Origin of the sequence: Pseudomonas sp. FP2335, from assembly GCF_030687535.1 — a bacterium.
Classification (GTDB): Bacteria; Pseudomonadota; Gammaproteobacteria; order Pseudomonadales; family Pseudomonadaceae; genus Aquipseudomonas.
This window is the reverse complement of sequence record NZ_CP117437.1, coordinates 4,271,352-4,296,396: the sequence shown is the minus strand read 5'-3', so window position 1 is coordinate 4,296,396 and position 25,045 is coordinate 4,271,352. Positions and strand designations below refer to the sequence as shown.

Below are 25,045 nucleotides of genomic sequence, written 5' to 3'. Positions count from 1 at the left end.
GGCCATGGCCATGGATATGCGCAAGAGCGGGATCAGCAGCACGGCGGACTCGGGGTCTTACTCCGACTTGGGCAGGCTTAACCAGCTCAAGGTCGGCGCCGACAAGAACAGCGAAGGCAACATGCGCAAGGTGGCGCAGGAGTTTGAGTCGTTGTTCGTCAGCGAAATGCTCAAGTCCATGCGTTCGGCCACCGAGGCGTTGGGCAAGGACAACCCGATGAACACGCCGGCGGCCAAGCAGTATCAGGAAATGTACGACCAGCAGTTGGCGGTGTCGATGTCCCGCGAAGGCGGCGGTATCGGCCTGGCCGATGTGTTGATGCGCCAGATGCAGAAGAACAAGCCGGTGGACGCCCAGGCGGCCACCTTGCAGGGCCCGGCGGCGGCAGAGCCGGTGAAGAAGGTCGATGTGCCGACGGAAATTGGTGCCGGTACCCAGGCCGACGGTGCACTCGGTCGCTCCAATGGCCAGCGTCCATTGTGGGCCTATCGCGTCGCGGTGCCCGAAGGCACTGCCAGCGCTCACGTCAACGATATGGAGCTGATGAACCAGCGCCGCATCGCCTTGCCGAGCAAACTCACCGACCGCCTGCTGGCCGGCATCGTGCCCAGCACCGACACCACGGTCGCCAAGGCTGCACCGCTGCGTAACAGCGCTGCCGATGACAATGTGGTCAACAGCACCACGCGCAGCTTTGCCGTGCCCAGCGATCGCATGCAGATCTACGGCCGCGCCATCGCCCAGCCGCCGCTGGCGCCAGCGAAAAAAGCCTTCAGTTCCCAGGATGAGTTCGTCGCCACCATGTTGCCGATGGCCAAGGCCGCCGCCGCGCGGATTGGCGTCGATCCGAAGTACCTGGTGGCCCAGGCCGCCCTGGAAACCGGCTGGGGCAAATCGGTAATGCGTGCCGAAGACGGCAGCAGCAGCCACAACCTGTTCGGCATCAAGGCCGGCCAGAGTTGGCAGGGCGGTCAGGCCCGTGCGATCACCAGCGAGTTCCGCGATGGCGCGATGGTCAAGGAAACGGCGCAGTTCCGTTCCTACGCCTCGTACCAGGACAGCTTCCACGACCTCGTGACCTTGCTGCAAAGCAATGATCGCTATAAAGAAGTTGTGAAATCGGCCGATAACCCCGAACAGTTTGTACGCGAGTTGCAAAAAGCCGGTTACGCAACCGACCCGGCCTATGCCAGCAAGATTTCGCAGATCGCCAAAACGATGGACAGTTACCAGAATTACGCTGCCGCTGGCGCAACCACACATTTATAAGGTCTGAACCATGAGTTTGCTCAGTATCGGGATGTCAGGGCTCAATGCCGCTCAAGGATCGTTGTCGGTCTTGAGTAATAACATTGCCAACGCCAATACCTCGGGCTATTCGCGTCAGCAGACTACCCAGAGCGCCAACGCGTCGAACCCTTACGGCGGCGTGTTCATCGGCAGCGGCACCACCCTGGCCGACGTGCGCCGGGTGTATAACGAATACCTCGACGCGGCCTACCAGAACAGCACCTCGCTCAACAGCGATGCCAAGGCCTACCTGGACCAGGTAAGTGCGGTCGACAAGACCCTGTCGGACAAGACCACCGGCATGTCCGCTGTGCTCAGTTCGTTCTTCGCCGCGGTGCAGACGGCTTCGGCGAACCCGAGCGATGCGTCGGCGCGCCAGATCCTGCTGACCAATGCGCAGACCCTGACCAACCGTTTCAACGCGATTTCCACCCAGTTGAGCACGCAGAAAGAGACCATCAACGGTCAGCTGACCTCCATGAGCGATCAGGTCAACCAGCTGACCTCGTCGATTGCGTCCCTCAACAAACAGATCAACCAGGTTCAGGGTTCGAGCAACGTTACCCCGGCCAACCTGCTGGACGCGCGTGCCGAAGCCGTGCGCTCGCTCAATGAGCTGATCGGCGTGACCGCCAGCGAGAAGAACGGCGTGTTCAGCGTCAGCACCGGCACTGGCCAATCGCTGGTGATGGGCGACCAGTCCAACACTATCTCCGCCGTGCCGAGCGACAGCGATGCAAGCCAATACACCATCCAGTTGAACATGGCCGGCAACACCAAGGTCGACCTGGGCAACGTGATCAGTGGTGGCAGCATCGGCGGCCTGCTGCGGTATCGCAGCGACGTGTTGACGCCGGCCATCAATGACCTGGGCCGCATCGCTACGGTGACGTCCGACGTGATCAACAGCCAGTTGGGCCAGGGCCTGGACCTCAACGGCGAGTTCGGTGCCGCGATGTTCAAGGACATCAACAGTGTCGCCTCGATTGCCCAGCGCAGCGTGGCATCGGCGTCCAACACCGGCGACGGTGGCCTGAACGTGACGATCAAGGACAGCAGCAAGCTGACCAACTTCGATTACAAGGTGACCTTCACCGCAGCCGACAAGTACAGCGTGGTGCGTTCCGATGGCAAGGCCATGGGTAACTTCACCCTGGACCCGACCCAGCCGGCGCCGGTGATCGACGGTTTCGCCTTGACCCTCAAGACCGGCACCATGCAGCCGGGCGACAGCTTCAAGGTCAGCCCGACCGCCAACGGCGCCAAGGAAATCGGCACGGTCCTTACCGACCCGAGCAAGATTGCCTTTGCCGCGCCATTGTCCGGCGAGGGCAGCAAGACCAACCAGGGCACCGGCACCTTCACGCCGCCAACCCTGACGGTGCCTCTGGACATCGCCGGCGGTGCCGCGACCGCGCAGTTGCAAGTGGGTATCGAGCACTCGATGCCAGTGAAAATGGTCTTTGGCAAACCGGCGGCCGATGGCACCCAGAGCTACACGATCAATAACGCCCAGGGCGATCCGATCGGCTCCGGCAGCATCGTCCCGGGGCAGGCCAACAAGATCACCATCAACGTGCCGATGCGCGCTGCGGATGGCACGCTGGTGAGCCCGGCCAAGAGCTTCAGCTTCGACACCACGGTCGGCGGCTCGCCGACCGACGGTGACAGCACCTCGTTTTCGTTCAATGCCACGGGCGTTTCCGACAACCGCAACGCCCAGAAACTGCTGGACCTGCAGACCAAGGCGACCGTCGGTACAGCCGCCGATGGCAGCGGTGGCACCAGCCTGGTGGGGGCCAACAGCAAGCTGGTGTCCACCGTCGGCGCCAAGGCGGCCGCGGCCACCACCGACACCACCGCGACCAACGCGCTGCTGACGGCCAACAAGAATGCGCGCAACTCGGTGTCCCAGGTCAACCTGGACGAAGAGGCAGGCGACATGATCAAGTTTCAGCAGTACTACACCGCGTCGTCGCAGATCATCAAGGCCGCGCAAGAAACCTTCAGCACGCTGATCAATAGTCTTTAAGGGAGCCTGGGACGATGCGCATTTCGACACAGCAGTATTTCGACACCAGCGCGACTCGCTATACGGATAACTATTCCAGCGTGGTCAAGGCGCAGCAGCAGGCGAGTTCAGGCGTGCGTGTGCAGACCGCCGCCGATGATCCGGTTGCCGCGCAGCGTTTGCTGATGCTGCAACAGCAGAAAGACATGCTGGCGCAGTACAGCGGCAACATCACCAATATCCAGAGTTCGCTGACCAACGAAGAAAGCGTGCTGGATGCGATCAACACCACCCTCCAGGCGGCCAGCCAGTTGGCCTTGAAGGCCGGTGGCGTGACCAGCGATGCGGACCGCAAATCCATTTCCGTTGAAGTGGGTGCTCTTGAGGATCAGTTGCTGGGCTTGCTCAACAGCAAGGACGCGGCGGGCAAATACCTGTTCTCCGGTTCCAAGACCGACACGCCGCCGTATTCGCGCAACAATGATGGTACTTACAACTATCAGGGCGACGAAAATGAGCTGAGCCTGCAAGTGTCCGAGACGCTGACCGTACGCACCGGCGATACGGGCAAGACGATCCTGGAAGGCGCGGTCAACAACAGCCGCACGAAGTCCACGTACACCACGCCTGCACCCGTGCCGCCCGCGACTACTCCGTCGCAAGTGGACGATCACAAGGTCGCCATTTCGGCGGGCCTGGTGACGTCGGGTATTGAATACAACAAGTCGTACGCCGACGGCCAGCCGTACAAGCTGACCTTCACCAGCAGCACCCAGTATGTGGTGACGGATAAAGGCGGCAACGACATTACCTCGCAGCTTCCGGGCAACGGGACGTTCGACTCTACCAAGGAGGGCAGTGCCAGCGTCAACCTGCGTGGGGTCAAGTTCGACATCAGTGTCGACCTGACCGACAAGGCCTCCGGGCCGGATGCCGATGCGATGGTCAAGGGGCGTGAGTTCACGCTCTCGGCCAAGCCGGACACGTTCAACGTCGCCCGCACCGCGAGTAACACGTCGCCGACGCAACTGACCAATGCCACGGTCAGTAGCCCGGCCAAGTACGCCAGCACCTTCCCGGCCAACAGTGGCGTGCTGATCAAGTTCAGCGATACCGATCCGAACGCCTACGAGGTGTTTTCGCAGCCCTACACCCCCAACAGCAAGGCGATTGATTCGGGTGTCATCGATGCGACCGCCACGCCGAGCCCGACGATCACGGCGGCGGGCGTTACGTTCAGCCTGAGCGGCGCGCCGAACGTCGGCGATCAGTTTTCGGTCGGTGCCAGTACCCACAAAACCCAGAGCGCCCTCGATACCTTGAGTCAGCTGCGCATTGCTCTGGAGCAACCGGCGGATGGAATTCCCGGTGCACGGGTCAAGCTGCAGGACGCCTTGAACGCTGCCGTCAGTAACCTGACCAGCTCAACCGACCAGGTGGATAACGTGCGTGGCTCCATCGGTGCGCGGCAGAATGCGCTGAATGTGCAGTCCAGCGAAAACACCAGTGTCGGCCTGGCCAATACCAGCACTATGAGTGCCCTGGCCAACGTCGATATGGGTGAGGCCGCGATCAACCTGACCTTGCAGCAAACCATGCTCGAAGCCTCGCAGCTGGCATTTGTGAAAGTCTCGCAGTTGAGCCTGTTCAACAAGATGTAAACGGCGTCATCCCCAGCGGCCCAGCCTGGAAACAGGCTGGGCCGCTGTCGTTTACGCGGTTTAATTGTTTGAAGGTTTTGCATAAACCACACAGAATTGAGTGACCTGTGAGTCATAAAGCGCATCTTCACTGTATCGTGTGAAAAGGATAAGTCGTCTCAGAGTCCTTGCGCAGCGGCTTTCAGCGAGTTTTTTGCGGGGTTGCCCCCTTTATTGTCAGCACCCGGCGAGGCGACTCGCGGGGTGATCTCCAGCTATTTAGTATTGGGAAGCCACAATGATTGGCATAAAAAGCATCGCCAGTTACGTGCCGGCCGACGGGATCGATAACTACGCCCAGGGTGCCAAATTCGCCAAGGATGAAGAGTTCATCATTGGCAAGATCGGTTCGGCGTTCCTGCCGCGCAAGGAAGCCGCGCAGGAAACCTCCGATCTGTGTGTCGAGGCGGTCAACGCTTTGTTTGCCAATAACCCCGATTTGAAGCGTGAGTCCATCGACGCGCTGATCGTCGTCACCCAGAACGGTGATGAAGAGGGTTTGCCCCACACGGCCGCCATCGTCCAGGACAAGCTCGGCTTGCCGACTCACGTCGCGGCGTTCGATATTTCCCTGGGCTGCTCCGGCTACGTCTACGGCATCTACGCGATGAAGGGCTTCATGGAAGCCACTGGCCTGAAAAACGGCCTGCTGATCACCGCCGACCCGTATTCGAAGATCGTTGATCCGGAAGACCGCAACACCACCATGCTGTTCGGTGACGCTGCCACCGCGACCTGGATGGGCGAAGACGCGTCCTGGCTGCTGGGCAAGTCCAAGTTCGGCACCGACGGTTCCGGCGCGCCGCACCTGAAGGTCAGCGACGGCGTGTTCTTCATGAACGGTCGCCAGGTGTTCAACTTTGCCCTGCTTAAAGTGCCTGCGCATCTGCACGAGCTGCTCAATGAGTCGGATCTGCAAGCGGATGACATCGATGCGTTCTGCATCCATCAGGGCAGTGCGGCGATTGTCGATGCCGTGGCGCGTCGGTTTGAAGATGCGCCGGTGGACAAGTTCATCAAGGACATGGTCGAGACCGGCAACACCGTGTCGTCGAGCATTCCATTGCTGCTGGAAAAGCACGTGATGGATGCGACCTGGAAGCGCGTAGCCATCAGCGGTTTTGGGGTGGGCCTGTCGTGGGGGTCGGCGATTTTGCATCGTCCGTGAGCCTTTAGCGCATAGCACAAAAAAACGCCGATGATCGAAAGATCATCGGCGTTTTTTATTTGGCGCCAGAAAAGCCAATGAATCCGGGGTTTTTTGCCTGCGTAAGCCCTTGAATTGCAAGGGGTGGCACGTCGCCAGCAAAAAAATCAAAAAAAATCCTCAAGCAACTGCCCAGCACGACGATAACTATTACGTAGGTTCTCAGGCCACACCCGGCGGTTGCCAGGGCCGGAAGCCGCAGTATCCATCCAACGAGGATTTCGTCATGGCTTTAACAGTAAACACCAACATTGCTTCGATCACTACTCAGGGCAACCTGAACAAAGCCGGCGGCGCCCTGGCCACCTCCATGCAGCGCCTGTCTTCCGGCCTGCGTATCAACAGCGCTAAAGACGACGCTGCAGGCCTGCAGATCGCTAACCGCCTGACCAGCCAAATCAACGGCCTGGGCCAAGCAGTAAAAAACGTGAACGATGGTATCTCCATCGCTCAGACCGCTGAAGGCGCGATGCAGGCTTCGACCGACATCCTGCAAAAAATGCGTACCCTGGCTCTGTCCTCCGCTACCGGTTCCCTGAGCGCTGACGACCGTAAGTCGAACAACGACGAATACCAGGCTCTGACTTCGGAACTGACCCGTATCTCGCAAACCACTACTTTCGGTGGCCAGAAGCTGCTGGACGGTTCGTACGGTACCAAAGCCATCCAGGTTGGCGCCAACGCTAACGAAACCATCAACCTGAGCCTGGAAAACGTTGCAGCCAACAACATTGGTTCGCAGCAGATCAAAACCAAGGCCATCGTACCTAGCGCCACTGGCCTGGCTGGCGGCGCCATCACTGTTACCGGCAACGGTCAGACCAAAACCGTAAACTACGCTGCAGGCGCTTCGGCTAAAGACATCGCTGCGGGCCTGAACGGTTCGATCGGTGGCCTGACCGCTACCGCCAGCACTGAAGTCAAACTGGAAGTAGGCGCTGCCACTCCGTCGAACTTCAAGCTGGCTGTAGGTAGCGGTAATGCTGTTGATTTCGTCGGCGTGAAGGACCTGGCCGGCCTGGCTGACCAGCTGAAATCGAACGCTGCCAAACTGGGCATCAGCGTTAACTACGACGAATCCAACAAAACCCTGTCGGTTAAGTCGGATTCCGGCGAAAACCTGTCGTTCTCGGGTGCTGATGCCAACGCTCAGACCAACATCCTGGTTGGCGCAAAAGACGGCGCTGGCGCATTCGCCACCCCGGCTGCTCTGGGTGCTGCTGCAATCGTTGTGACCGGTCAGGTTTCCCTGGATTCGGCTAAAGGCTACTCCCTGAGCGACGCTGGTACTGGTGTATCGGACTTGTTCGCGGCTGCTACCGTTTCGTCGACCAAGACCACCATCTCTAACACCGACGTGACCGACTCTACCAACGCTCAAAACGCGCTGGCTGTTATCGACAAGGCCATCGGCACCATCGACGGCGTTCGTTCGGGCCTGGGTGCTACTCAGAACCGTCTGACTACCACTGCAGACAACCTGCAGAACATTCAGAAGAACTCCACCGCTGCACGTTCCACCGTTCAGGACGTCGACTTCGCTTCCGAAACCGCCGAACTGACCAAGCAACAAACCCTGCAGTCGGCTTCCACCGCGATCCTGTCGCAGGCTAACCAGCTGCCATCCGCTGTACTGAAGCTGCTTCAGTAATCCCAGCGCTTGGTAACTAACGGAAGGGTGCGTCTACGTGCCCTTCCGTTTTTTCGGTTTAGAGGAGATTGGACATGGACATGAGTGTAAAGCTGAACCAGTCTTATCCGCCGGTTGCACCCCTAAGCGCATCTGCCCAGGTAGTGACTGATAAAGCCGTTCCAAAAGCCCAGGAAGCCGCCGCCACAGCAAAACAGCCTGAGCGTGCCGACCTGGAACAAGCAGTAACCGATATTCGAGAATTCGTTCAAGCTGCCCAGCGCAGCCTGGATTTTTCCATTGATGACTCCACCCATCGCGTGGTGGTCAAGGTCATCGCCACCGACAGTGGTGAAGTGATTCGCCAGATTCCGTCGGAAACGGCATTGAAACTGGCACAGAGCCTTTCCAGCGCCAGCAGCTTGTTGTTCGACGACAAGGCCTGAGCTGGCATGAAACTTGTTGCTGTCAGGTCTTGAGGCGCAATAAGTCAAGATAACGGCAGCCACCGAACAGGAGATACGAAGATGGCGGGTTCAACGGTAAGTGGTATCGGTTCCAATATCGATACGCAGGCGATCGTGACGTCCTTGGTGAACGCCGAAAAGGTGCCCAAGCAGACGCAGATCAATACCGCATCAGCGAAAGCGACCACCACGCTGTCTTCGATCGGCAAGATTCAAGCGGCGCTGGACGCGTTTCGTGGTGCGCTCGACACGATGGCCAAGGACAGCAGCTTTACCGGCCTGACCGGTTCATCCTCGGATGAAAAAGTCGCGACCATGACCTCCAGCAATACCGCTTCGACAGGTAGCTTCCGACTGATCGTCAACCAATTGGCCCAGGCGTCGAAGCTGTCCAGCGCCAATTTTTCCGGTGGTACTTCTTCGGTGGTGAATGCCACCAACAAGCCGACGACGCTGACGATTACCCAGTCCAGCAAAGACTATGACGTGAGTATCCCGGCCGGTGCGACCTTGCAGCAGGTGCGGGATTCGATCAACACCCAGTTTGGTACGTCGGGATTGAGCGCCAACATCCAGACCGACTCCAATGGTTCCCGGTTGATCCTGACGTCGACCAAGATGGGTACGGGCTCTGACCTGACGCTTTCGGGTAATTCGGGATTGGATGTCGGGGCTACTGTCGTTGATGAGCCCAAGGATGCGTTGTACAGCATCGATGGTGTTTCTTCGGTGTCCAAGACCAACAACATTGAAGGGGCACTCAGTGGTGTGAACATCAAGCTGGTGTCGGTTTCGGCGCTCAAGACGGCAGGTGATGTCAGTGATAACCCGGTGAGAAACGCCACGCTGATCACGGTGAGCACCAACACCACGGCGCTCAAGTCCGGGGTCAAGGGTTTCATTGATACCTACAACGCCTTGATCACTGCGATGAACGCCGAAACCAAGGTCACCAAGAACCTGGACGGTAGCACCACGGCGGCAACGCTGACGGGCGACTCGACCATGCGCTCCCTGCAGAGCGCGATTCGCAACGAGTTCAACACGCTGTCGGGCACAGGGGCGTTGAAGTCCCTGGCACAATTTGGCGTGAGCACCAGTTCGACCACTGGCCTGCTGACGATCGATGACAAGAAGTGGGATGCAGCGGTTAAAACCAACGCGGCCGACATCAACAGCATGTTTTCCGGCAAGGACGGCATGCTGGCGCGGATGAAAAGCGCCACCGACGATTTCGCCAAGGCCAGCACCGGCATCCTGGCGACGCGTTCGACCTCCTTGTCGGACACGCTCAAGGACCTGACCAAGGAGCAGTCCACCCTGGACGAGCGCATGACCTTGCTCACCAACAGCCTGTCGGCCAAATACAACGCCATGGACACCCTGGTCGCCCAATTGCGCCAGCAAAGCACCAGTGTCATGACCACGCTCAATGCGCTGAACAACGTAAAGACCAATAGTTGATCCCGCGTCATAAAAAAAGGCCAGGCGACCTGCCTGGCCTTTTTTATCGAGAGACGACTGGCGCTAAAGCTTTTTGCGAGCCAGTCGACATATTGGTTACTCAACCACTTTCCGCTGTCGCCCGTCACGAGGTAGAAACATGAATCCCATGAGAGCCCTTCGCCAATACCAGAAGGTCAATTCCCATGCTCAGATCTCCGAAGCCAGCCCTCATCGTCTGGTGCAGATGCTGATGGAAGGTGGGCTCGACCGCATGGCCCAGGCCAAAGGCGCGTTGGCACGTGGTGACATCGCGGCAAAGGGTTTGATGCTCGGCAAGGCCATCGACATCGTGATCGGCCTGCGTGATGGGCTCGACGCCCAGAAAAGTGACAACCCGGCTTACGTCCAGCAGTTGGAAAGCCTGTACGCCTACATGACCAACCGTCTGATGGAAGCGAACCTGCATAACGATGCGGACATGATCGACGAAGTCGCCCGTTTGCTGATTACCGTAAAAGAAGGCTGGGATGCTATTGGCGCGCCGCAGGCCGCCGCTGAATAAGGCCTGAGGGCCTTGAGGATCACGTCATGAGCCATGCACTGCAACGCATTGATGAAACTCGCGAGGCGCTGATGGGCGCGCTGGCGGAACGCAATTGGGACGCTATTGGCGAGCTCGATCTGGGTTGCCGCAGTGTGATCGATGAGGCGCTCAGCGAAGCGCCGGAAGACGAGAGCATGTTGCGCGAAAAACTCGAGAGCCTGCTGGCGGTATATCAGCAGTTGCTGGAAGTGACGACGGGCGAAAGACAGGCGATTTTTGAAGAGATGTCGCAGATCAACCAAGCTAAAAATGCGTCAAAGGTTTACCATCTGTTCGGCTGAATAGCGTCAGTTGGTCCGAACGGTGCGTCATATATTTGACTGTGCCAGCATTTTTGACTTAACTAGTGCTGTTTTCAGATTTCAGACGTCTAGTAGGTACAAAATCGTACAAGCGTCTTGATTGCCCTCATTCTTGGGCAGGAAGTTTTACTAGGGAAGTTGCTATTGCATGTGGCGTGAAACCAAAATTCTGCTGATTGATGACGATAGCGTCCGCCGCCGCGATTTAGCGGTGATTTTGAATTTTCTTGGCGAAGAAAATCTGCCCTGCGGCAGCCATGACTGGCAGCAGGCGGTCAGCTCATTGTCATCGAGCCGTGAAGTCATTTGTGTGCTGATCGGGACGGTAAACGCTCCTGGCGCTGTTTTGGGCTTGTTAAAGACACTGTCCACCTGGGATGAGTTCCTTCCAGTTTTGCTAATTGGCGAAATTTCTCCCGTCGACCTGCCCGAAGACCAGCGTCGCCGGGTACTTTCCTCCCTGGAAATGCCGCCCAGCTACAGCAAATTGCTTGATTCCCTGCACCGCGCCCAGGTCTATCGCGAGATGTACGACCAGGCCCGCGAGCGCGGTCGCCACCGTGAACCCAACCTGTTCCGCAGCCTGGTCGGCACCAGCCGTGCGATCCAGCATGTGCGCCAGATGATGCAGCAAGTGGCCGATACCGACGCCAGCGTGCTGATCCTCGGCGAGTCGGGCACCGGCAAGGAAGTGGTGGCGCGCAACCTGCACTACCACTCCAAGCGTCGTGACGGGCCCTTTGTGCCGGTCAACTGCGGGGCGATCCCGGCAGAGCTGCTCGAAAGCGAATTGTTCGGCCACGAGAAGGGCGCCTTTACCGGGGCGATCACCAGCCGTGCCGGGCGTTTCGAGCTGGCCAACGGCGGCACCCTGTTCCTCGACGAAATCGGCGACATGCCGCTGCCGATGCAGGTCAAGCTGCTGCGCGTGTTGCAGGAGCGCACCTTCGAGCGCGTGGGCAGCAACAAGACCCAGAGCGTCGATGTACGCATCATCGCGGCGACCCACAAAAACCTCGAAAGCATGATCGAGATCGGCAGCTTCCGCGAAGACCTGTACTACCGCCTCAACGTCTTCCCGATCGAGATGGCCCCGCTGCGCGAGCGCGTCGAAGACATCCCGCTGCTGATGAACGAACTGATCTCGCGCATGGAGCACGAAAAGCGCGGCTCGATCCGGTTCAACTCCGCGGCGATCATGTCCCTGTGCCGCCACGGCTGGCCGGGCAACGTGCGGGAGCTGGCCAACCTGGTCGAGCGCATGGCGATCATGCACCCCTACGGTGTGATCGGCGTGGTCGAGCTGCCGAAGAAATTCCGCTACGTCGACGACGAAGACGAGCAACTCGACAGCCTGCGCAGCGACATGGAAGAGCGTGTAGCCATCAACGGCCATACCCCGGACTTCGGTTCCACCGCCATGCTGCCGCCGGAAGGCCTCGACCTGAAGGATTACCTCGGCAACCTGGAACAAGGCCTGATCCAACAGGCCCTGGACGACGCCAACGGCATCGTCGCCCGCGCCGCCGAACGCTTGCGTATCCGCCGTACCACCCTGGTGGAGAAGATGCGCAAGTACGGCATGAGCCGTCGAGAAGGTGATGAACAGGCGGATGATTGACGCCTGTTTTTTAAACCACTGAAACTTCAGTGGTTTTTTTTAGGCACGGGTATTGCTACAGCCCTCGCAACGTTCCGTTTAACTGACGGTCAGCCAAGCGAGAGAGCATGATGCCCCACGCCGCCCAACTATCTTCGGTGCCTGACGCCGAGCAGCTCAGTCGCAATGGCCTGGAACAGGCCTTTTCGCTGTTCAACCAGATGTCCAGCCAATTGACAGACTCCTACAGCCTGCTGGAAGCCCGGGTTTCCGAGCTAAAAGGCGAGCTGGCCGTGGTCAGTGCGCAGCGCATGGAAGAGTTGGCCGAGAAAGAGCGCCTGGCCAACCGTCTGCAAAACCTGTTGTCGCTGTTGCCTGGTGGCGTGATCGTCATCGACGAAGACGGCCGCGTGCGCGAGGCCAACCCGGCCGCCTGCGACCTGCTCGGCCTGCCACTGGAAGGCGAGCTGTGGCGCCACGTCATCACCCGCTGTTTCGCCCCGCGTGAAGACGACGGCCATGAAATCTCCCTGAAAGACGGGCGCCGCCTGTCCATCGCCACCCGCTCCCTGGATGCCGAGCCCGGCCAGTTGGTGCTGCTCAACGACCTGACCGAAACCCGTCACCTGCAAGACCAGTTGGCGCGGCATGAGCGTTTGTCGTCGTTAGGGCGGATGGTCGCTTCTTTGGCGCATCAGATCCGTACGCCGCTGTCGGCCGCGTTGATCTACGCCAGTCATTTGACTGATGAGCAATTGCCACCACAGACCCAGCAGCGGTTTGCCGGGCGCCTCAAGGAACGCCTGCACGAGCTGGAACACCAAGTGCGCGACATGCTGGTGTTCGCCCGTGGCGAGTTGCCGCTCACCGACCGCATCACCCCGGCCGAGCTGATGCGTGCCCTGCAAGCGGCTGCGAGTACCCATATCCAGGACGTCCAGGTGCGCTGGCAGTGTGACAGCCACCTCGGCGAACTGCTGTGCAATCGCGACACCCTGGTCGGCGCGCTGCTCAACCTGATCGAAAACGCCACCCAGGCCAGCGCCCCCGGCGCACGCCTGAAGATTCACCTGTACTGCCGCGAACAAACCCTGCGCCTGTGCATCAGCGACAGTGGCAGCGGCATCGACCCGCAGGTACTGCGGCGCCTGGGCGAACCCTTTTTCACCACCAAGACCAACGGAACGGGCCTCGGCCTGACCGTGGTCAAGGCCGTGGCACGCGCCCATCAGGGAGAATTGCAGCTGCGTTCCCGTGTGGGGCGTGGCACCTGTGCATTGATGACCTTGCCGCTGTTTTCAGGCGTGGCAAGCACGGAGTAAACGAACATGGCAATCAAGGTTTTATTGGTAGAAGACGACCGCGCCCTGCGTGAAGCACTGGCTGACACGCTGCTGTTGGCGGGCCATGACTATCGGGCGGTCGGCTCGGCCGAGGAAGCCTTGGAGGCGGTAGAGCAGGAGTCCTTCAGCCTGGTGGTCAGCGACGTCAACATGCCTGGCATGGATGGTCACCAATTGCTCGGCCTGCTGCGCGCGCGCCAGCCACAGCTGCCAGTGTTGCTGATGACGGCCCACGGCGCGGTAGAGCGCGCGGTGGATGCCATGCGTCAGGGGGCGGCGGACTATCTGGTCAAGCCTTTTGAGCCGAAGGCCTTGATCGACCTGGTCGCGCGCCATGCCCTTGGGGTGATCTCGGCCAGCGACGGCGAAGGCCCGATTGCCTTCGAGCCGGCCAGCGCCCAGTTGCTGGAACTGGCGGCCCGTGTCGCGCGCAGCGATTCCACGGTGCTGATCTCCGGCGAGTCCGGCACCGGCAAGGAGGTGCTGGCGCGCTACATCCACCAGCAATCCAGTCGCGCCAGCCAGCCGTTCATTGCGATCAACTGCGCGGCGATCCCGGACAACATGCTTGAAGCCACCCTGTTCGGCCACGAAAAAGGCTCGTTCACCGGCGCCATCGCGGCTCAGGCCGGCAAGTTCGAACAGGCCGACGGCGGCACCATCCTGCTCGATGAAATCTCCGAAATGCCCCTGGGCCTGCAAGCCAAATTGCTGCGGGTGCTACAGGAGCGCGAGGTGGAGCGGGTCGGCGCGCGCAAGCCGATCCAATTGGATATTCGCGTGGTCGCCACCACCAACCGCGACCTGGCGGGTGAAGTGGCGGCGGGGCGCTTCCGTGAAGACCTGTTCTACCGGCTCTCGGTGTTCCCCCTGGCCTGGCGCCCGCTGCGTGAACGCCCGGCCGACATCGTGCCGCTGGCTGAGCGCCTGCTGAATAACCACGTCAAAAAAATGAAGCATGCCCAGGCGCGCCTGTCGGCCGAGGCCCAGGCCTGCCTGATCGCCTACCCGTGGCCCGGCAACGTGCGCGAGTTGGATAACGCGATCCAGCGCGCGCTGATCCTGCAACAGGGCGGCCTGATCCAACCCCAGGATTTCTGCCTGGCCATGGGCAGCGGTGCCGCGCCACTGCCGACCCTGGCGCCCGCGCCAGTGGTGGCCGAGGCCGAGTCTGCCGGAGCGTTGGGTGACGACCTGCGCCGCCGCGAGTTTCAGATGATCATCGACACCCTGCGCGCCGAGCGCGGCCGGCGCAAAGAGGCTGCCGAACGCCTGGGTATCAGCCCGCGCACCCTGCGCTACAAGCTGGCGCAGATGCGCGATGCGGGGATGGATGTGGAAGCTTATCTGTTTGCCACCTAGTCGGTATTAAGACCGACAAGGTTTGTCGCCTTTTCTTACGAATCGATACAGAGCTGGCACCCTTGTTGCTACTTCCCTTGGTAATTGCGGCGTAGTGTCAAAAAAAATGCGGGTTGTCGGAGAGAGAAGGTCATGAGCCAGGGTATTGAGTTCAATCGGTTGATGTTGGATATGCGCTCCATGCAAATGGATGCCATGGCTCAACCGAAATCCGTCGCGCCAGCGCCGGAATTGGGCCAAAGCAGTTTCGCCGACATGCTCGGTTCGGCAATCAATAAAGTCAGTGACACCCAACAAGCGTCCAACCAATTGGCGAGCGCGTTCGAAATCGGCAAAAGCGGCGTGGACCTCACCGATGTGATGGTCGCCTCGCAAAAAGCCAGCGTGTCGTTCCAGGCGTTGACCCAGGTGCGTAACAAGCTGGTTCAGGCTTATCAAGACATCATGCAGATGCCGGTTTAAGGACGAGATTTAAGTCATGGCAGAAGCAGTCGTGGACAACGCACCCGCCAAGGCAGACGGCAAACCGCCGCTGTTTGGCCTGTCGTTCCTGGAAAACCTCTCCGAAATGACCATGCTGCGTCAGGTAGGCCTGATGGTCGGCCTGGCTGCCAGCGTGGCGATTGGTTTTGCCGTGGTGCTGTGGTCGCAGCAGCCGGATTACCGGCCGTTGTACGGCAGCCTGGCGGGCATGGACTCCAAGCAGATCATGGAAACCCTCGCCGCCGCCGACATCGCCTACACCGTCGAGCCCAATTCCGGCGCCTTGCTGGTCAAGGCCGACGACGTGGCCCGTGCGCGCATGAAGCTCGCCGCTGCCGGCGTGACACCGTCCGACGCCAACATCGGTTTTGAAATTCTCGACAAAGACCAGGGCCTGGGCACTTCCCAGTTCATGGAAGCCACCCGCTACCGTCGTGGCCTGGAAGGCGAGCTGGCTCGCACCATCTCCAGCCTGAACAACGTCAAGGGCGCCCGCGTGCACTTGGCCATCCCGAAGAGCTCGGTGTTTGTGCGTGACGAACGCAAGCCAAGCGCCTCGGTCCTAGTGGAGCTGTTCTCCGGCCGCTCCCTGGAGCCTGGCCAAGTGATGGCGATCATCAACCTGGTGGCCACCAGCGTTCCCGAGCTGAGCAAGTCGCAAATCACCGTGGTCGACCAGAAGGGCAACCTGCTGTCGGACATGGCTGAAAACTCGGCACTGACCCAGGCTGGCAAGCAGTTCGACTACAGCCGCCGCATGGAAAGCATGCTCACCCAGCGTGTGCACAACATCCTGCAACCTGTGCTGGGCAACGACCGCTACAAGGCTGAAGTGTCAGCCGATGTGGACTTCAGTGCCGTCGAGTCGACTTCCGAACAATTCAACCCGGACCAGCCGGCGCTGCGCAGCGAGCAGTCCACCAGCGAACAACGCACCGCCAGCAGTGGCCCGCAAGGTGTGCCGGGTGCCCTGAGCAACCAGCCACCAACCCCGGCCTCGGCCCCGCAAACCACCGGCGGCGCCGCAGCCACCGCAGGCGCCATCGCCCCGGGCCAACCGCTGTTGGACGCCAACGGCCAGCAGATCATGGACCCGGCCACCGGCCAGCCAATGCTCGCACCGTACCCGGCGGACAAGCGTAACCAGTCCACCAAGAACTTCGAGCTCGACCGTTCCATCAGCCACACCAAGCAGCAACAGGGCCGCGTCAATCGCCTGTCGGTGTCGGTGGTGGTCGATGACCAGGTCAAGGTCAATGCCGCTGACGGCACCATTACCCGTGCCCCATGGGGCGCCGACGAATTGGCGCGCTTCACCCGCCTGGTGCAGGACGCGGTCGGTTTCGACGCAAGCCGTGGCGACAGCGTCAGCGTGATCAACATGCCGTTCTCCGCCGAGCGTGGCGAAGTGATTGCCGAAGCGGCGTTCTATACGCAGCCGTGGTTCTGGGACATCGTCAAGCAAGTGTTGGGTGTGTTGTTCATCCTGGTACTGGTGTTCGGCGTGCTGCGCCCGGTGCTCAACAACATCACCGGCAATGGCAGCAAGAAACAACTGGCGGCCTTCGGTGGCGGCGACGTGGAGTTGGGTGGCATGGGCGGCCTGGATGGCGAACTGGCCAACGACCGCGTCAGCCTCGGCGGCCCGCAAAGCATCCTGTTGCCAAGCCCGAGCGAAGGTTACGACGCTCAGCTGAACGCAATCAAAAGTCTGGTGGCAGAAGACCCGGGTCGTGTGGCCCAGGTCGTGAAAGAGTGGATCAACGCAGATGAGTGATAATCGAGCCGCTGTTGCCAAACTGACCAAGGTCGACAAAGCCGCCGTGCTGCTGCTGTCCCTCGGTGAAACCGACGCCGCCCAAGTGCTGCGCCACATGGGCCCCAAAGAGGTCCAGCGGGTTGGCGTGGCCATGGCGCAGATGCGCAATGTGCACCGCGAGCAAGTCGAGCAGGTGATGAGCGAGTTCGTCGAGATCGTCGGCGACCAGACCAGCCTGGGCGTCGGCTCCGACAGCTACATCCGCAAGATGCTCACCTCGGCCCTGGGCGAAGACAAGGCCAACGGCCTGATCGATCGCATCCTGCTGGGTGGCAACACCAGTGGTCTCGACAGCCTCAAGTGGATGGAACCGCGCGCCGTCGCCGACGTGATTCGCTTCGAGCACCCGCAGATCCAGGCCATCGTCGTCGCGTATCTCGACCCGGACCAGGCCGGTGAAGTGCTTGGCCACTTCGACCATAAAGTGCGCCTGGACATCATCCTGCGCGTGTCGTCGCTGAACACTGTGCAGCCGGCGGCCTTGAAAGAATTGAACACCATCCTGGAGAAGCAGTTCTCCGGCAACTCCAACGCCGCGCGCACCACCCTGGGTGGTATCAAGCGTGCTGCCGATATCATGAACTTCCTCGACAGCTCGGTCGAAGGCCAGTTGATGGACTCGATCCGCGAGATCGACGACACCCTGTCCGGCCAGATCGAAGACCTCATGTTCGTGTTCAACAACCTCTCCGATGTCGATGACCGTGGCATCCAGGCGTTGCTGCGCGAAGTCTCCTCCGACGTGCTGGTGCTGGCCCTCAAGGGCTCGGACGAAGGCGTCAAAGAGAAGATCTTCAAGAACATGTCCAAGCGTGCCTCCGAACTGTTGCGCGACGACCTCGAAGCCAAGGGCCCGGTGCGCGTCAGCGACGTGGAAACCGCACAGAAAGAAATCCTCACCATTGCCCGCCGTATGGCCGAAGCCGGAGAAATCGTTCTCGGTGGGAAGGGCGGCGAAGAAATGATCTAAGGCGCCCCTGATGTCGAACAAAGATGAGGCACCCAGCGATCTGATTCGCGCACGGGATGTCGGCGGGTTCGACATCTGGTCGCTGCCCAGCTTCGATCCGCATGTGCCGCAACCCGAGCCCGAGCCGGAACCCGAAGTGCCGGCGGAAATGGAAGAAGTGCCGCTGGAGGAAGTCCAGCCACTGACCCTCGAAGAGTTGGAAAGCATCCGCCAGGAAGCCTACAACGAAGGCTTTGCCGCCGGGGAAAAGGACGGCTTTCGCGCCACCACGCTCAAGGTGCGCCAGGAGGCCGAGGCTGCGCTGGCCGTCAAGCTTTCCAGCCTGGAGCGCTTGATGGTCGGGTTGTTCGACCCGATTGCCGAGCAGGATTCGCAGATCGAAAAAACCATGGTCGGCCTGGTGGAGCACATTGCGCGCCAGGTGATCCAGCGCGAACTGGTGCTCGACTCCAGCCAAATCGAAAGCGTCATGCGCGAAGCCCTCAAGCTGCTGCCTCTGGGCGTCGGCAATGTGCGGCTGTACATCAACCCGCAGGATTTCGAGCAGGTCAAAGCCCTGCGCGAGCGCCATGAGGAAACCTGGCGCATCGTTGAAGATGCGGCGTTGCAGCCCGGTGGCTGCCGGGTCGAGACCGAGCACAGCCGCATCGACGCCACCGTGGAGACGCGCGTCAGCCAGATCATGGCCAAGCTGCTCGACCAAGCCCACGAGCAGGTGCTCAACCCCGCCGAACCCGACCTGAGCGTTGACCTGGACGCCCCCGATGCGCCTTGATCGCACCAGCTTCGCCAAGCGCCTGAGTGGTTACACCGAGGCCACCGAGTTGCCCGGCCAACCGATCCTCGAAGGGCGCCTGTTGCGCATGGTCGGCCTGACCCTCGAAGCCGAAGGCCTGCGTGCCGCCATGGGCAGTCGCTGCCTGGTGATCAACGACGACAGCTACCACCCGGTGCAGGTTGAAGCCGAGGTGATGGGCTTTTCCGGCAGTAAGATTTTCCTGATGCCCGTTGGCAGCCTGGCCGGTATTGCCCCCGGCGCCCGCGTGGTGCCCCTGGCCGACACCGGCCGCCTGCCGATGGGCATCAGCATGCTCGGCCGCGTACTCGACGGCGCCGGCCGTGCGCTGGATGGCAAGGGTGGCATGAAGGCCGAAGACTGGGTGCCGATGGACGGCCCGACGATCAACCCGCTCAAGCGCAACCCGATCAGCCAGCCGCTGGACGTGGGCATTCGCAGCATCAACGGATTATTGACGGTCGGGCGCGGCCAGCGTCTGGGCCTGTTTGCCGGTACGGGTGTGGGTAAATCGGTATTGCTGGGCATGATGACCCGGTTTACCGAGGCCGACATCATCGTGGTCGGGCTGATCGGCGAGCGGGGTCGCGAGGTGAAGGAGTTCATCGAGCACAGCCTTGGCGAAGAAGGCCTCAAGCGTTCGGTGGTGGTCGCCTCCCCGGCGGACGATGCGCCGTTGATGCGTTTGCGCGCCGCGATGTATTGCACGCGCATCGCCGAATATTTTCGCGACAAGGGCAAGAACGTCCTGTTGCTGATGGACTCGCTCACCCGTTTCGCCCAGGCCCAGCGGGAAATCGCCCTGGCCATCGGCGAGCCGCCAGCGACCAAGGGCTATCCGCCGTCGGTGTTCGCCAAGCTGCCGAAACTGGTGGAGCGTGCCGGTAATGCCGAGGCCGGTGGCGGCTCGATCACTGCGTTTTACACGGTGTTGTCCGAAGGCGATGACCAGCAGGACCCCATCGCCGACTCGGCGCGGGGCGTGCTTGACGGCCACATCGTGCTGTCGCGGCGCCTGGCGGAGGAGGGGCACTACCCGGCCATCGACATCGAAGCGTCCATCAGCCGGGTGATGCCATCGGTGGTCACGCCGCAGCATATGGCCCGCGCTCAACAGTTCAAGCAGTTGTGGTCGCGTTATCAGCAGAGCCGCGACTTGATCAGCGTCGGCGCCTATGTGGCCGGTGGCGACCGCGACACCGACCTGGCGATTGCCCTGCAACCGCAACTGGTGACCTACCTGCGCCAGGGCCTCAACGACAAGATCAGCATGGGTGAAAGCGAAGCGCACCTGGGCTCGATCTTCGCCCCGGCGCCAGGCGGCTAAGCCATGGCCAGTACGCGCTCTTCACGCCTGGCGCCGGTGGTGGACATGGCCGAAAAGGCCGAAAAAACCGCCGTGCAACGTTTGGGCTATTTCCAGGGCCAGGTGCGCCTGGCGGAAAGCAAGCTGGGCGATCTGGAGCGCTTTCGCAGCGAGTACCAGCAGCAGTGGATCGAGCGCGGGACCCAAGGTGTGTCGGGCCAGTGGTTGATGGGCTACCAGGGCTTCCTCAACCAGCTGGAAACCGCCGTCGACCAGCAGCGCCAAAGCCTGCTCTGGCACCAGAACAACTTCGAAAAGGCCCGCGACAGCTGGCAGCAGGCCTATGCGCGGGTCGAGGGCTTGCGCAAATTGGTGCAGCGCTACATCGACGAAGCGCGGGCGCTGGAAGACAAGCGCGAGCAAAAGCTGCTGGATGAACTCTCCCAGCGTCTCCCAAGGCCGTCGCAATACTGAATGTGGATGAGGGCTTGTGTGGGAGCGGGCTTGCTCGCGAATGCGGTGTATCAGTCGGAAAACTCATTGACTGATCCATCGCATTCGCGAGCAAGCCCGCTCCCACATTTGAACTGCTGTGTTGCTGCTATTCACTTCAGCTGCTAAACCTTTGTCTACCGCCTATGACAAGGAAGCAGTCACATGTCAGTCGAGTCCGAAGTATCCCTGGATGGGAAGAAATTGACGATCGCGATCCGTGGTCGTTTCGATTTTGGCAGCCACCAAGTGTTTCGTGATGCCTATGAGCGTTTCTACAAGGTGCCCGAGCTGTACGTCGTGGACCTCAAGGAAACCACCTACATGGACAGCTCGGCCCTGGGCATGCTCCTGCTGCTGCGCGATCATGCCGGCGGTGACAACTCGGAAGTGCAGGTGGTCAACAGCAACTCCGATGTGCGCAAGATCCTCGCCATCTCCAACTTCGACAAACTGTTCGACATCAGTTGAGCGGCCTGGCCCCCGTGCTGGAGCCGTTGACGGTGCTGATTGCCGAAGACAGCGCCGCCGACGTGCTGTTGTTGTCGACCATCGTGCGGCGCCAGGGGCACCGGGTGCTCACGGCCAGTAACGGCCTCGATGCCGTGCAGGTGTTTGCCCGCGAACGCCCGCAACTGGTGTTGATGGACGCGCTGATGCCGGTGATGGACGGTTTTGAAGCCGCGCGCCAGATCAAGCAACTGGCCGGTGAGGCGCTGGTGCCGATCATCTTCCTGACCTCCCTGCGCGAGAGCGCGGCCCTGGCCCAGTGCCTGGATGCCGGCGGTGATGACTTCCTGGCCAAGCCCTACAACCAACTGATCCTGGCGGCGAAGATCAACGCCATGGACCGCCTGCGCCGCTTGCAGGCCACGGTGCTGCAGCAACGCGACCTGATCGCCAGGCACCACGACTACCTGGTACACGAGCAGCGGGTGGCCAAGGCGGTGTTCGACAAAGTCGCGCATTCGGGCTGTATCAACGCCGCGCCGAATATCCGCTACCTGCAATCGCCCTATGCGCTGTTCAACGGTGACCTGCTGCTGGCCGCGTATACGCCGTCGGGCGATATGCATGTGCTGCTCGGCGACTTTACCGGCCACGGCCTGCCGGCGGCGGTCGGCGCCATGCCCCTGGCGGAGGTGTTCTACGGCATGACCGCCAAGGGTTACGGCTTGGCGCAGATCCTGGGTGAGATGAACGTCAAGCTTAAGCGCATCCTGCCCGTGGACATGTTCTGTTGCGCCACCCTGTTGTGCCTGAGCACCCAGCGGCGTGTGGTGGAGGTGTGGAACGGCGGCATGCCCGAAGGTTATGTACATGAAGTCGCCAGCGGCAAGCGTACGGCGCTGGAGCCACGGCATTTGCCGTTGGGCGTGTTGTCGGCCGAGGCGTTTGACGACAGCACCGAAGTCTGGCCGATGGCCCTGGGTGACCGGGTGTTTTTGCTCTCCGACGGCGTACTCGACACGGCTGATACCGCTGATCAGCTGTTTGGCGTCGAACGTTTACATCAGGTATTCGCCGCCAATCGCGAGCCCGACCGGCTGTTTGAAGAGATCGAGCAGGCCTTGGCCGCGTTTCGCGGTGAGGCGCGCGACGATGTGAGCATGGTGGAAATCACCCTGCAAGATGGGCCATCCCTGCGTGCGACGGGGCCGCTGTATACCGATAGCGGCCAGTCGTGCCCGCTGGATTGGTCGGTGAGTTTCGAGTTCCGCGCCGAAACCCTCAAGCGTTACAACCCCTTGCCCTACCTGTTGCAGTTGCTGCTGGAGGTCCATGGCCTGCGCGAGCAGAGCGGGGCGCTGTACAGCGTGATGGCCGAGTTGTATTCCAACGCCCTGGAGCATGGCGTGCTGGGCCTGGACTCGCGGCTCAAGCGCGACGTGCACGGTTTTGCCGACTACTACCGCCAGCGCAACGAGCGGCTGGCGCAGCTCAGTAGTGGCTATGTGCGCGTGCATGTGCAGGTGTTGCCGACGCTGGGCGGCGGGCAGCTGTCCTTGCGTATCGAAGACAGCGGCGCCGGGTTTGACGTGGATCAAGTGTTGGCGCGGCCCCTGGACGTTGATCGGCTGTCCGGTCGCGGCTTGAATCTGGTCCGTCAATTGAGCGGCGATGTGCGCTGGTCCGATGGTGGGCGCAGTGTCTGCGTGGAGTTTTCATGGCCGGCTCAGGCATAATCCGCCGATTCTTGATCAAGGAGCGAACAAGTGGCTGAGATTCATCTGGACCCCGACGTGCTGTCGGGTTTGCAGGAAGTCATGGAGGGCGAGTACCCCAGGCTGTTGGATACCTTCCTCGATGATTCGCAAAAACGCGTCGAAGCCTTGCGCAAGGCGCGCGATGACGCCAAGGCGCTGGGGCGTATCGCCCATAGCTTCAAGGGCAGCAGCGGCAACCTCGGTGCGGTGCGGCTGGCGCAGTTGTGCCAGCGGCTGGAGGCTGAGTCTGCGCAAGCGCCTGGCGCTGACCTGGGGGTTCTGGTGGATCAGATTGATCATGAGTTTGCCTTGGTGCGGCCGCTGTACGAATCGGAGCGCCAGCGCTTCCAGCTCTGATGTGCTGATAGAGATTTGAAGATCCAAATGTGGGAACGGGCCCTCTCCCACATTTTTCAGCTGCGCTCGGCAACCTGGCCCGACTCTTGCTCTACCTCCAGATACTGCATCCCCGACCCTCATGCAGTGGAGACCTTTACCTATGCCAGTCGCCCCTAATTCGCTTCTTCAGGCTGCCCCTGCGGCCAAGCCTCAAGCGCCTGCCGCCAACCCGCCGGCAGCGGCTGCGGAGCCGCGTGACAAGGGCGCCGGCTTTGCTCAGGTGTTCGCCAATCAGGGTTCCAAACCTGTGGCAAAGGCCGACGATACCCCGTCGAAAACCAGCCGTGACAAGCCTGCCGACAGCAGCGCCAAGCCTGCGGCCGGCGGCGACAAGCCTGCCGCCAGCACACCGGCAGTTGCCGATAGCGGCAATCCTTTGCCTGCCAACCCGCCGGCCAAGGCTGATGACAGCGCCAGCAAGAGTGATGACGACAAGCCCGCCGACCCAAGCCTGGTGCAACAGCCGGTGGTTGACCCGGTCGTAGACCCGGCGTTGGTGGCGACGGTCACGCCAGTCGCCGTGCCAGTGCCGGTGGCTCCGGCAACCGTCGCGCCTGTGGTTGATGAAAAGGCTCAGCCCGTGGCCGCAGCACCGCTTGCCGTGACCGATGAGGTCAAGGCACCAGCGTTCGACCCCGCCAGCGACCCTCTCGACGCAATGCCGGCCGTGCGCCTGGCGATGGAGCAGGGCGGTCACGTCTCGGCCAGTAGCCTGGCCCCCCAGAAAAGCGCACCGCCGCCGGACCTGGACCAGCCGACCGCCGCCCAGAATTTCAGTGCCGGCCTGGCCAGTATGGTCGACCAGCAAGCCGCCAAGGACAGCACTGACCAGGGTGGTGACAAAGCCTTCGGCGGGCTGATCGAAGACGGCCTCAAAGACCTCAAGGGCGCCAGCAGCGACACCCGCGTCGATGACTTCGCCAATCGTCTGGCTGCCTTGACCCAGGCCGCCACGCCGAAAACCGCAAACGCCCTGCCGCCGGTGACCAACGCACCGCTGGCCATGCACCAAAGCGGCTGGACCGAGGAAGTGGTCAACCGCGTGATGTACCTGTCCAGCGCCAACCTCAAGTCGGCGGAGATCCAACTGCAACCGGCCGAACTCGGGCGCCTGGACATCAAAGTCAATATGACGGCGGACCAGCAAGCCCAGGTCAGCTTCATGAGCGGCCATGCGGTGGTGCGCGAGGCGCTGGAAAGCCAATCCGGGCGCTTGCGTGAGATGTTTGCCCAGCAGGGCATGGGGCAGGTGGATGTGAACGTGTCGGACCAGTCCCGTGGCCAGGAGCAGCAGCAACAGCAGAATCAGGCACGGGGCATCAGTAGCAGCGGACGTGGTGACAGTGGCGACAGCACTGCCCATGCCGAAGTGGCTGAAGCAGTGACGCCTGTGATCTCCAACGTCATCGGCTCCAGCGCCGTCGACTACTACGCCTGACCTGAACCTGTCGCGGGACAAAATGTGGGAGCGGGCTTGCTCGCGAATGCGGTGTGTCAGTCAATACATCTGTCACTGACACACCGCATTCGCGAGCAAGCCCGCTCCCACATTTGATTGGTGGTGCTGGCTCTGCCCAATTACCAGACAACTCTGGCATAACACTTGCTCT

Annotated in this window: 22 protein-coding genes; all 22 read left to right on the top strand. The window is 61.0% G+C overall.

The window, feature by feature from the left end; all coding sequences use genetic code 11:
- Positions 1–4: 4 nt before the first annotated feature.
- The 22 genes from flgJ (at position 5) to PSH81_RS19130 (ending at position 24,873) form a co-directional block, all read left to right on the top strand.
- Complete coding sequence (gene flgJ / locus PSH81_RS19235; protein WP_305391309.1) at positions 5–1,270, top strand: flagellar assembly peptidoglycan hydrolase FlgJ; 1,266 nt, start codon at positions 5–7, stop codon at positions 1,268–1,270.
- A 10-nt stretch (positions 1,271–1,280) separates the two neighbouring features.
- On the top strand, positions 1,281–3,323 hold the full coding sequence (flgK, locus tag PSH81_RS19230; protein ID WP_192297024.1) for a flagellar hook-associated protein FlgK: 2,043 nt from the start codon (positions 1,281–1,283) through the stop codon (positions 3,321–3,323).
- Between the two features lie 14 nt (positions 3,324–3,337).
- Positions 3,338–4,963, top strand: a complete 1,626-nt coding sequence (locus PSH81_RS19225) for a flagellar hook-associated protein 3 (RefSeq protein ID WP_305391308.1) — start codon at positions 3,338–3,340, stop codon at positions 4,961–4,963.
- Between the two features lie 277 nt (positions 4,964–5,240).
- Positions 5,241–6,170, top strand: a complete 930-nt coding sequence (locus tag PSH81_RS19220; RefSeq protein WP_192297022.1) for a ketoacyl-ACP synthase III — start codon at positions 5,241–5,243, stop codon at positions 6,168–6,170.
- Between the two features lie 265 nt (positions 6,171–6,435).
- Positions 6,436–7,860, top strand: coding sequence for a flagellin (locus PSH81_RS19215; RefSeq protein ID WP_305391307.1), 1,425 nt, complete (start codon positions 6,436–6,438; stop codon positions 7,858–7,860).
- Between the two features lie 74 nt (positions 7,861–7,934).
- Complete coding sequence (locus PSH81_RS19210; protein ID WP_192297020.1) at positions 7,935–8,285, top strand: flagellar protein FlaG; 351 nt, start codon at positions 7,935–7,937, stop codon at positions 8,283–8,285.
- An 81-nt stretch (positions 8,286–8,366) separates the two neighbouring features.
- Positions 8,367–9,770, top strand: coding sequence for a flagellar filament capping protein FliD (gene fliD / locus PSH81_RS19205; RefSeq protein ID WP_305391306.1), 1,404 nt, complete (start codon positions 8,367–8,369; stop codon positions 9,768–9,770).
- A 139-nt stretch (positions 9,771–9,909) separates the two neighbouring features.
- Entirely contained in the window at positions 9,910–10,314 is a 405-nt protein-coding gene (gene fliS / locus PSH81_RS19200; protein WP_192297018.1) for a flagellar export chaperone FliS, read from the top strand.
- A 26-nt stretch (positions 10,315–10,340) separates the two neighbouring features.
- Positions 10,341–10,637 carry a flagellar protein FliT gene (locus tag PSH81_RS19195; RefSeq protein ID WP_192297017.1) on the top strand — a complete coding sequence of 99 codons (297 nt, stop codon included), beginning with the start codon at positions 10,341–10,343 and terminating at the stop codon, positions 10,635–10,637.
- Between the two features lie 169 nt (positions 10,638–10,806).
- Positions 10,807–12,279, top strand: coding sequence for a sigma-54 dependent transcriptional regulator (locus PSH81_RS19190; RefSeq protein WP_305391305.1), 1,473 nt, complete (start codon positions 10,807–10,809; stop codon positions 12,277–12,279).
- A gap of 110 nt (positions 12,280–12,389) precedes the next feature.
- Positions 12,390–13,580 (top strand): PAS domain-containing sensor histidine kinase, encoded by a 1,191-nt coding sequence (locus tag PSH81_RS19185; RefSeq protein WP_305392793.1) that lies wholly within the window; start codon positions 12,390–12,392, stop codon positions 13,578–13,580.
- A gap of 6 nt (positions 13,581–13,586) precedes the next feature.
- Positions 13,587–14,963 (top strand): sigma-54 dependent transcriptional regulator, encoded by a 1,377-nt coding sequence (locus PSH81_RS19180; RefSeq protein ID WP_226454994.1) that lies wholly within the window; start codon positions 13,587–13,589, stop codon positions 14,961–14,963.
- A 132-nt stretch (positions 14,964–15,095) separates the two neighbouring features.
- Positions 15,096–15,425, top strand: coding sequence for a flagellar hook-basal body complex protein FliE (gene fliE, locus PSH81_RS19175; RefSeq protein ID WP_192297013.1), 330 nt, complete (start codon positions 15,096–15,098; stop codon positions 15,423–15,425).
- A gap of 16 nt (positions 15,426–15,441) precedes the next feature.
- Positions 15,442–17,223: a flagellar basal-body MS-ring/collar protein FliF gene (fliF, locus tag PSH81_RS19170; protein ID WP_226454995.1), complete on the top strand. Its 1,782-nt coding sequence runs from the start codon at positions 15,442–15,444 to the stop codon at positions 17,221–17,223.
- Positions 17,216–18,235: a flagellar motor switch protein FliG gene (gene fliG, locus PSH81_RS19165; RefSeq protein ID WP_017735208.1), complete on the top strand. Its 1,020-nt coding sequence runs from the start codon at positions 17,216–17,218 to the stop codon at positions 18,233–18,235. The genes fliF and fliG overlap by 8 nt, the downstream gene beginning before the upstream one ends.
- Positions 18,236–18,245: 10 nt before the next feature.
- Entirely contained in the window at positions 18,246–19,010 is a 765-nt protein-coding gene (gene fliH, locus PSH81_RS19160; RefSeq protein WP_192297011.1) for a flagellar assembly protein FliH, read from the top strand.
- Positions 19,000–20,358 carry a flagellar protein export ATPase FliI gene (gene fliI / locus PSH81_RS19155; RefSeq protein ID WP_192297010.1) on the top strand — a complete coding sequence of 453 codons (1,359 nt, stop codon included), beginning with the start codon at positions 19,000–19,002 and terminating at the stop codon, positions 20,356–20,358. The genes fliH and fliI overlap by 11 nt, the downstream gene beginning before the upstream one ends.
- Positions 20,359–20,361: 3 nt before the next feature.
- Complete coding sequence (gene fliJ / locus PSH81_RS19150) at positions 20,362–20,811, top strand: flagellar export protein FliJ (RefSeq protein ID WP_192297009.1); 450 nt, start codon at positions 20,362–20,364, stop codon at positions 20,809–20,811.
- 183 nt (positions 20,812–20,994) lie between these two features.
- On the top strand, positions 20,995–21,300 hold the full coding sequence (locus tag PSH81_RS19145; RefSeq protein ID WP_192297008.1) for an STAS domain-containing protein: 306 nt from the start codon (positions 20,995–20,997) through the stop codon (positions 21,298–21,300).
- On the top strand, positions 21,297–23,015 hold the full coding sequence (locus PSH81_RS19140; RefSeq protein WP_305391304.1) for a fused response regulator/phosphatase: 1,719 nt from the start codon (positions 21,297–21,299) through the stop codon (positions 23,013–23,015). Before PSH81_RS19145 ends, PSH81_RS19140 begins: the two co-directional genes overlap by 4 nt.
- Before the next feature lie 30 nt (positions 23,016–23,045).
- Entirely contained in the window at positions 23,046–23,393 is a 348-nt protein-coding gene (locus PSH81_RS19135) for an Hpt domain-containing protein (protein WP_192297006.1), read from the top strand.
- Between the two features lie 142 nt (positions 23,394–23,535).
- Positions 23,536–24,873, top strand: coding sequence for a flagellar hook-length control protein FliK (locus PSH81_RS19130; protein WP_305391303.1), 1,338 nt, complete (start codon positions 23,536–23,538; stop codon positions 24,871–24,873).
- Positions 24,874–25,045: the final 172 nt, after the last annotated feature.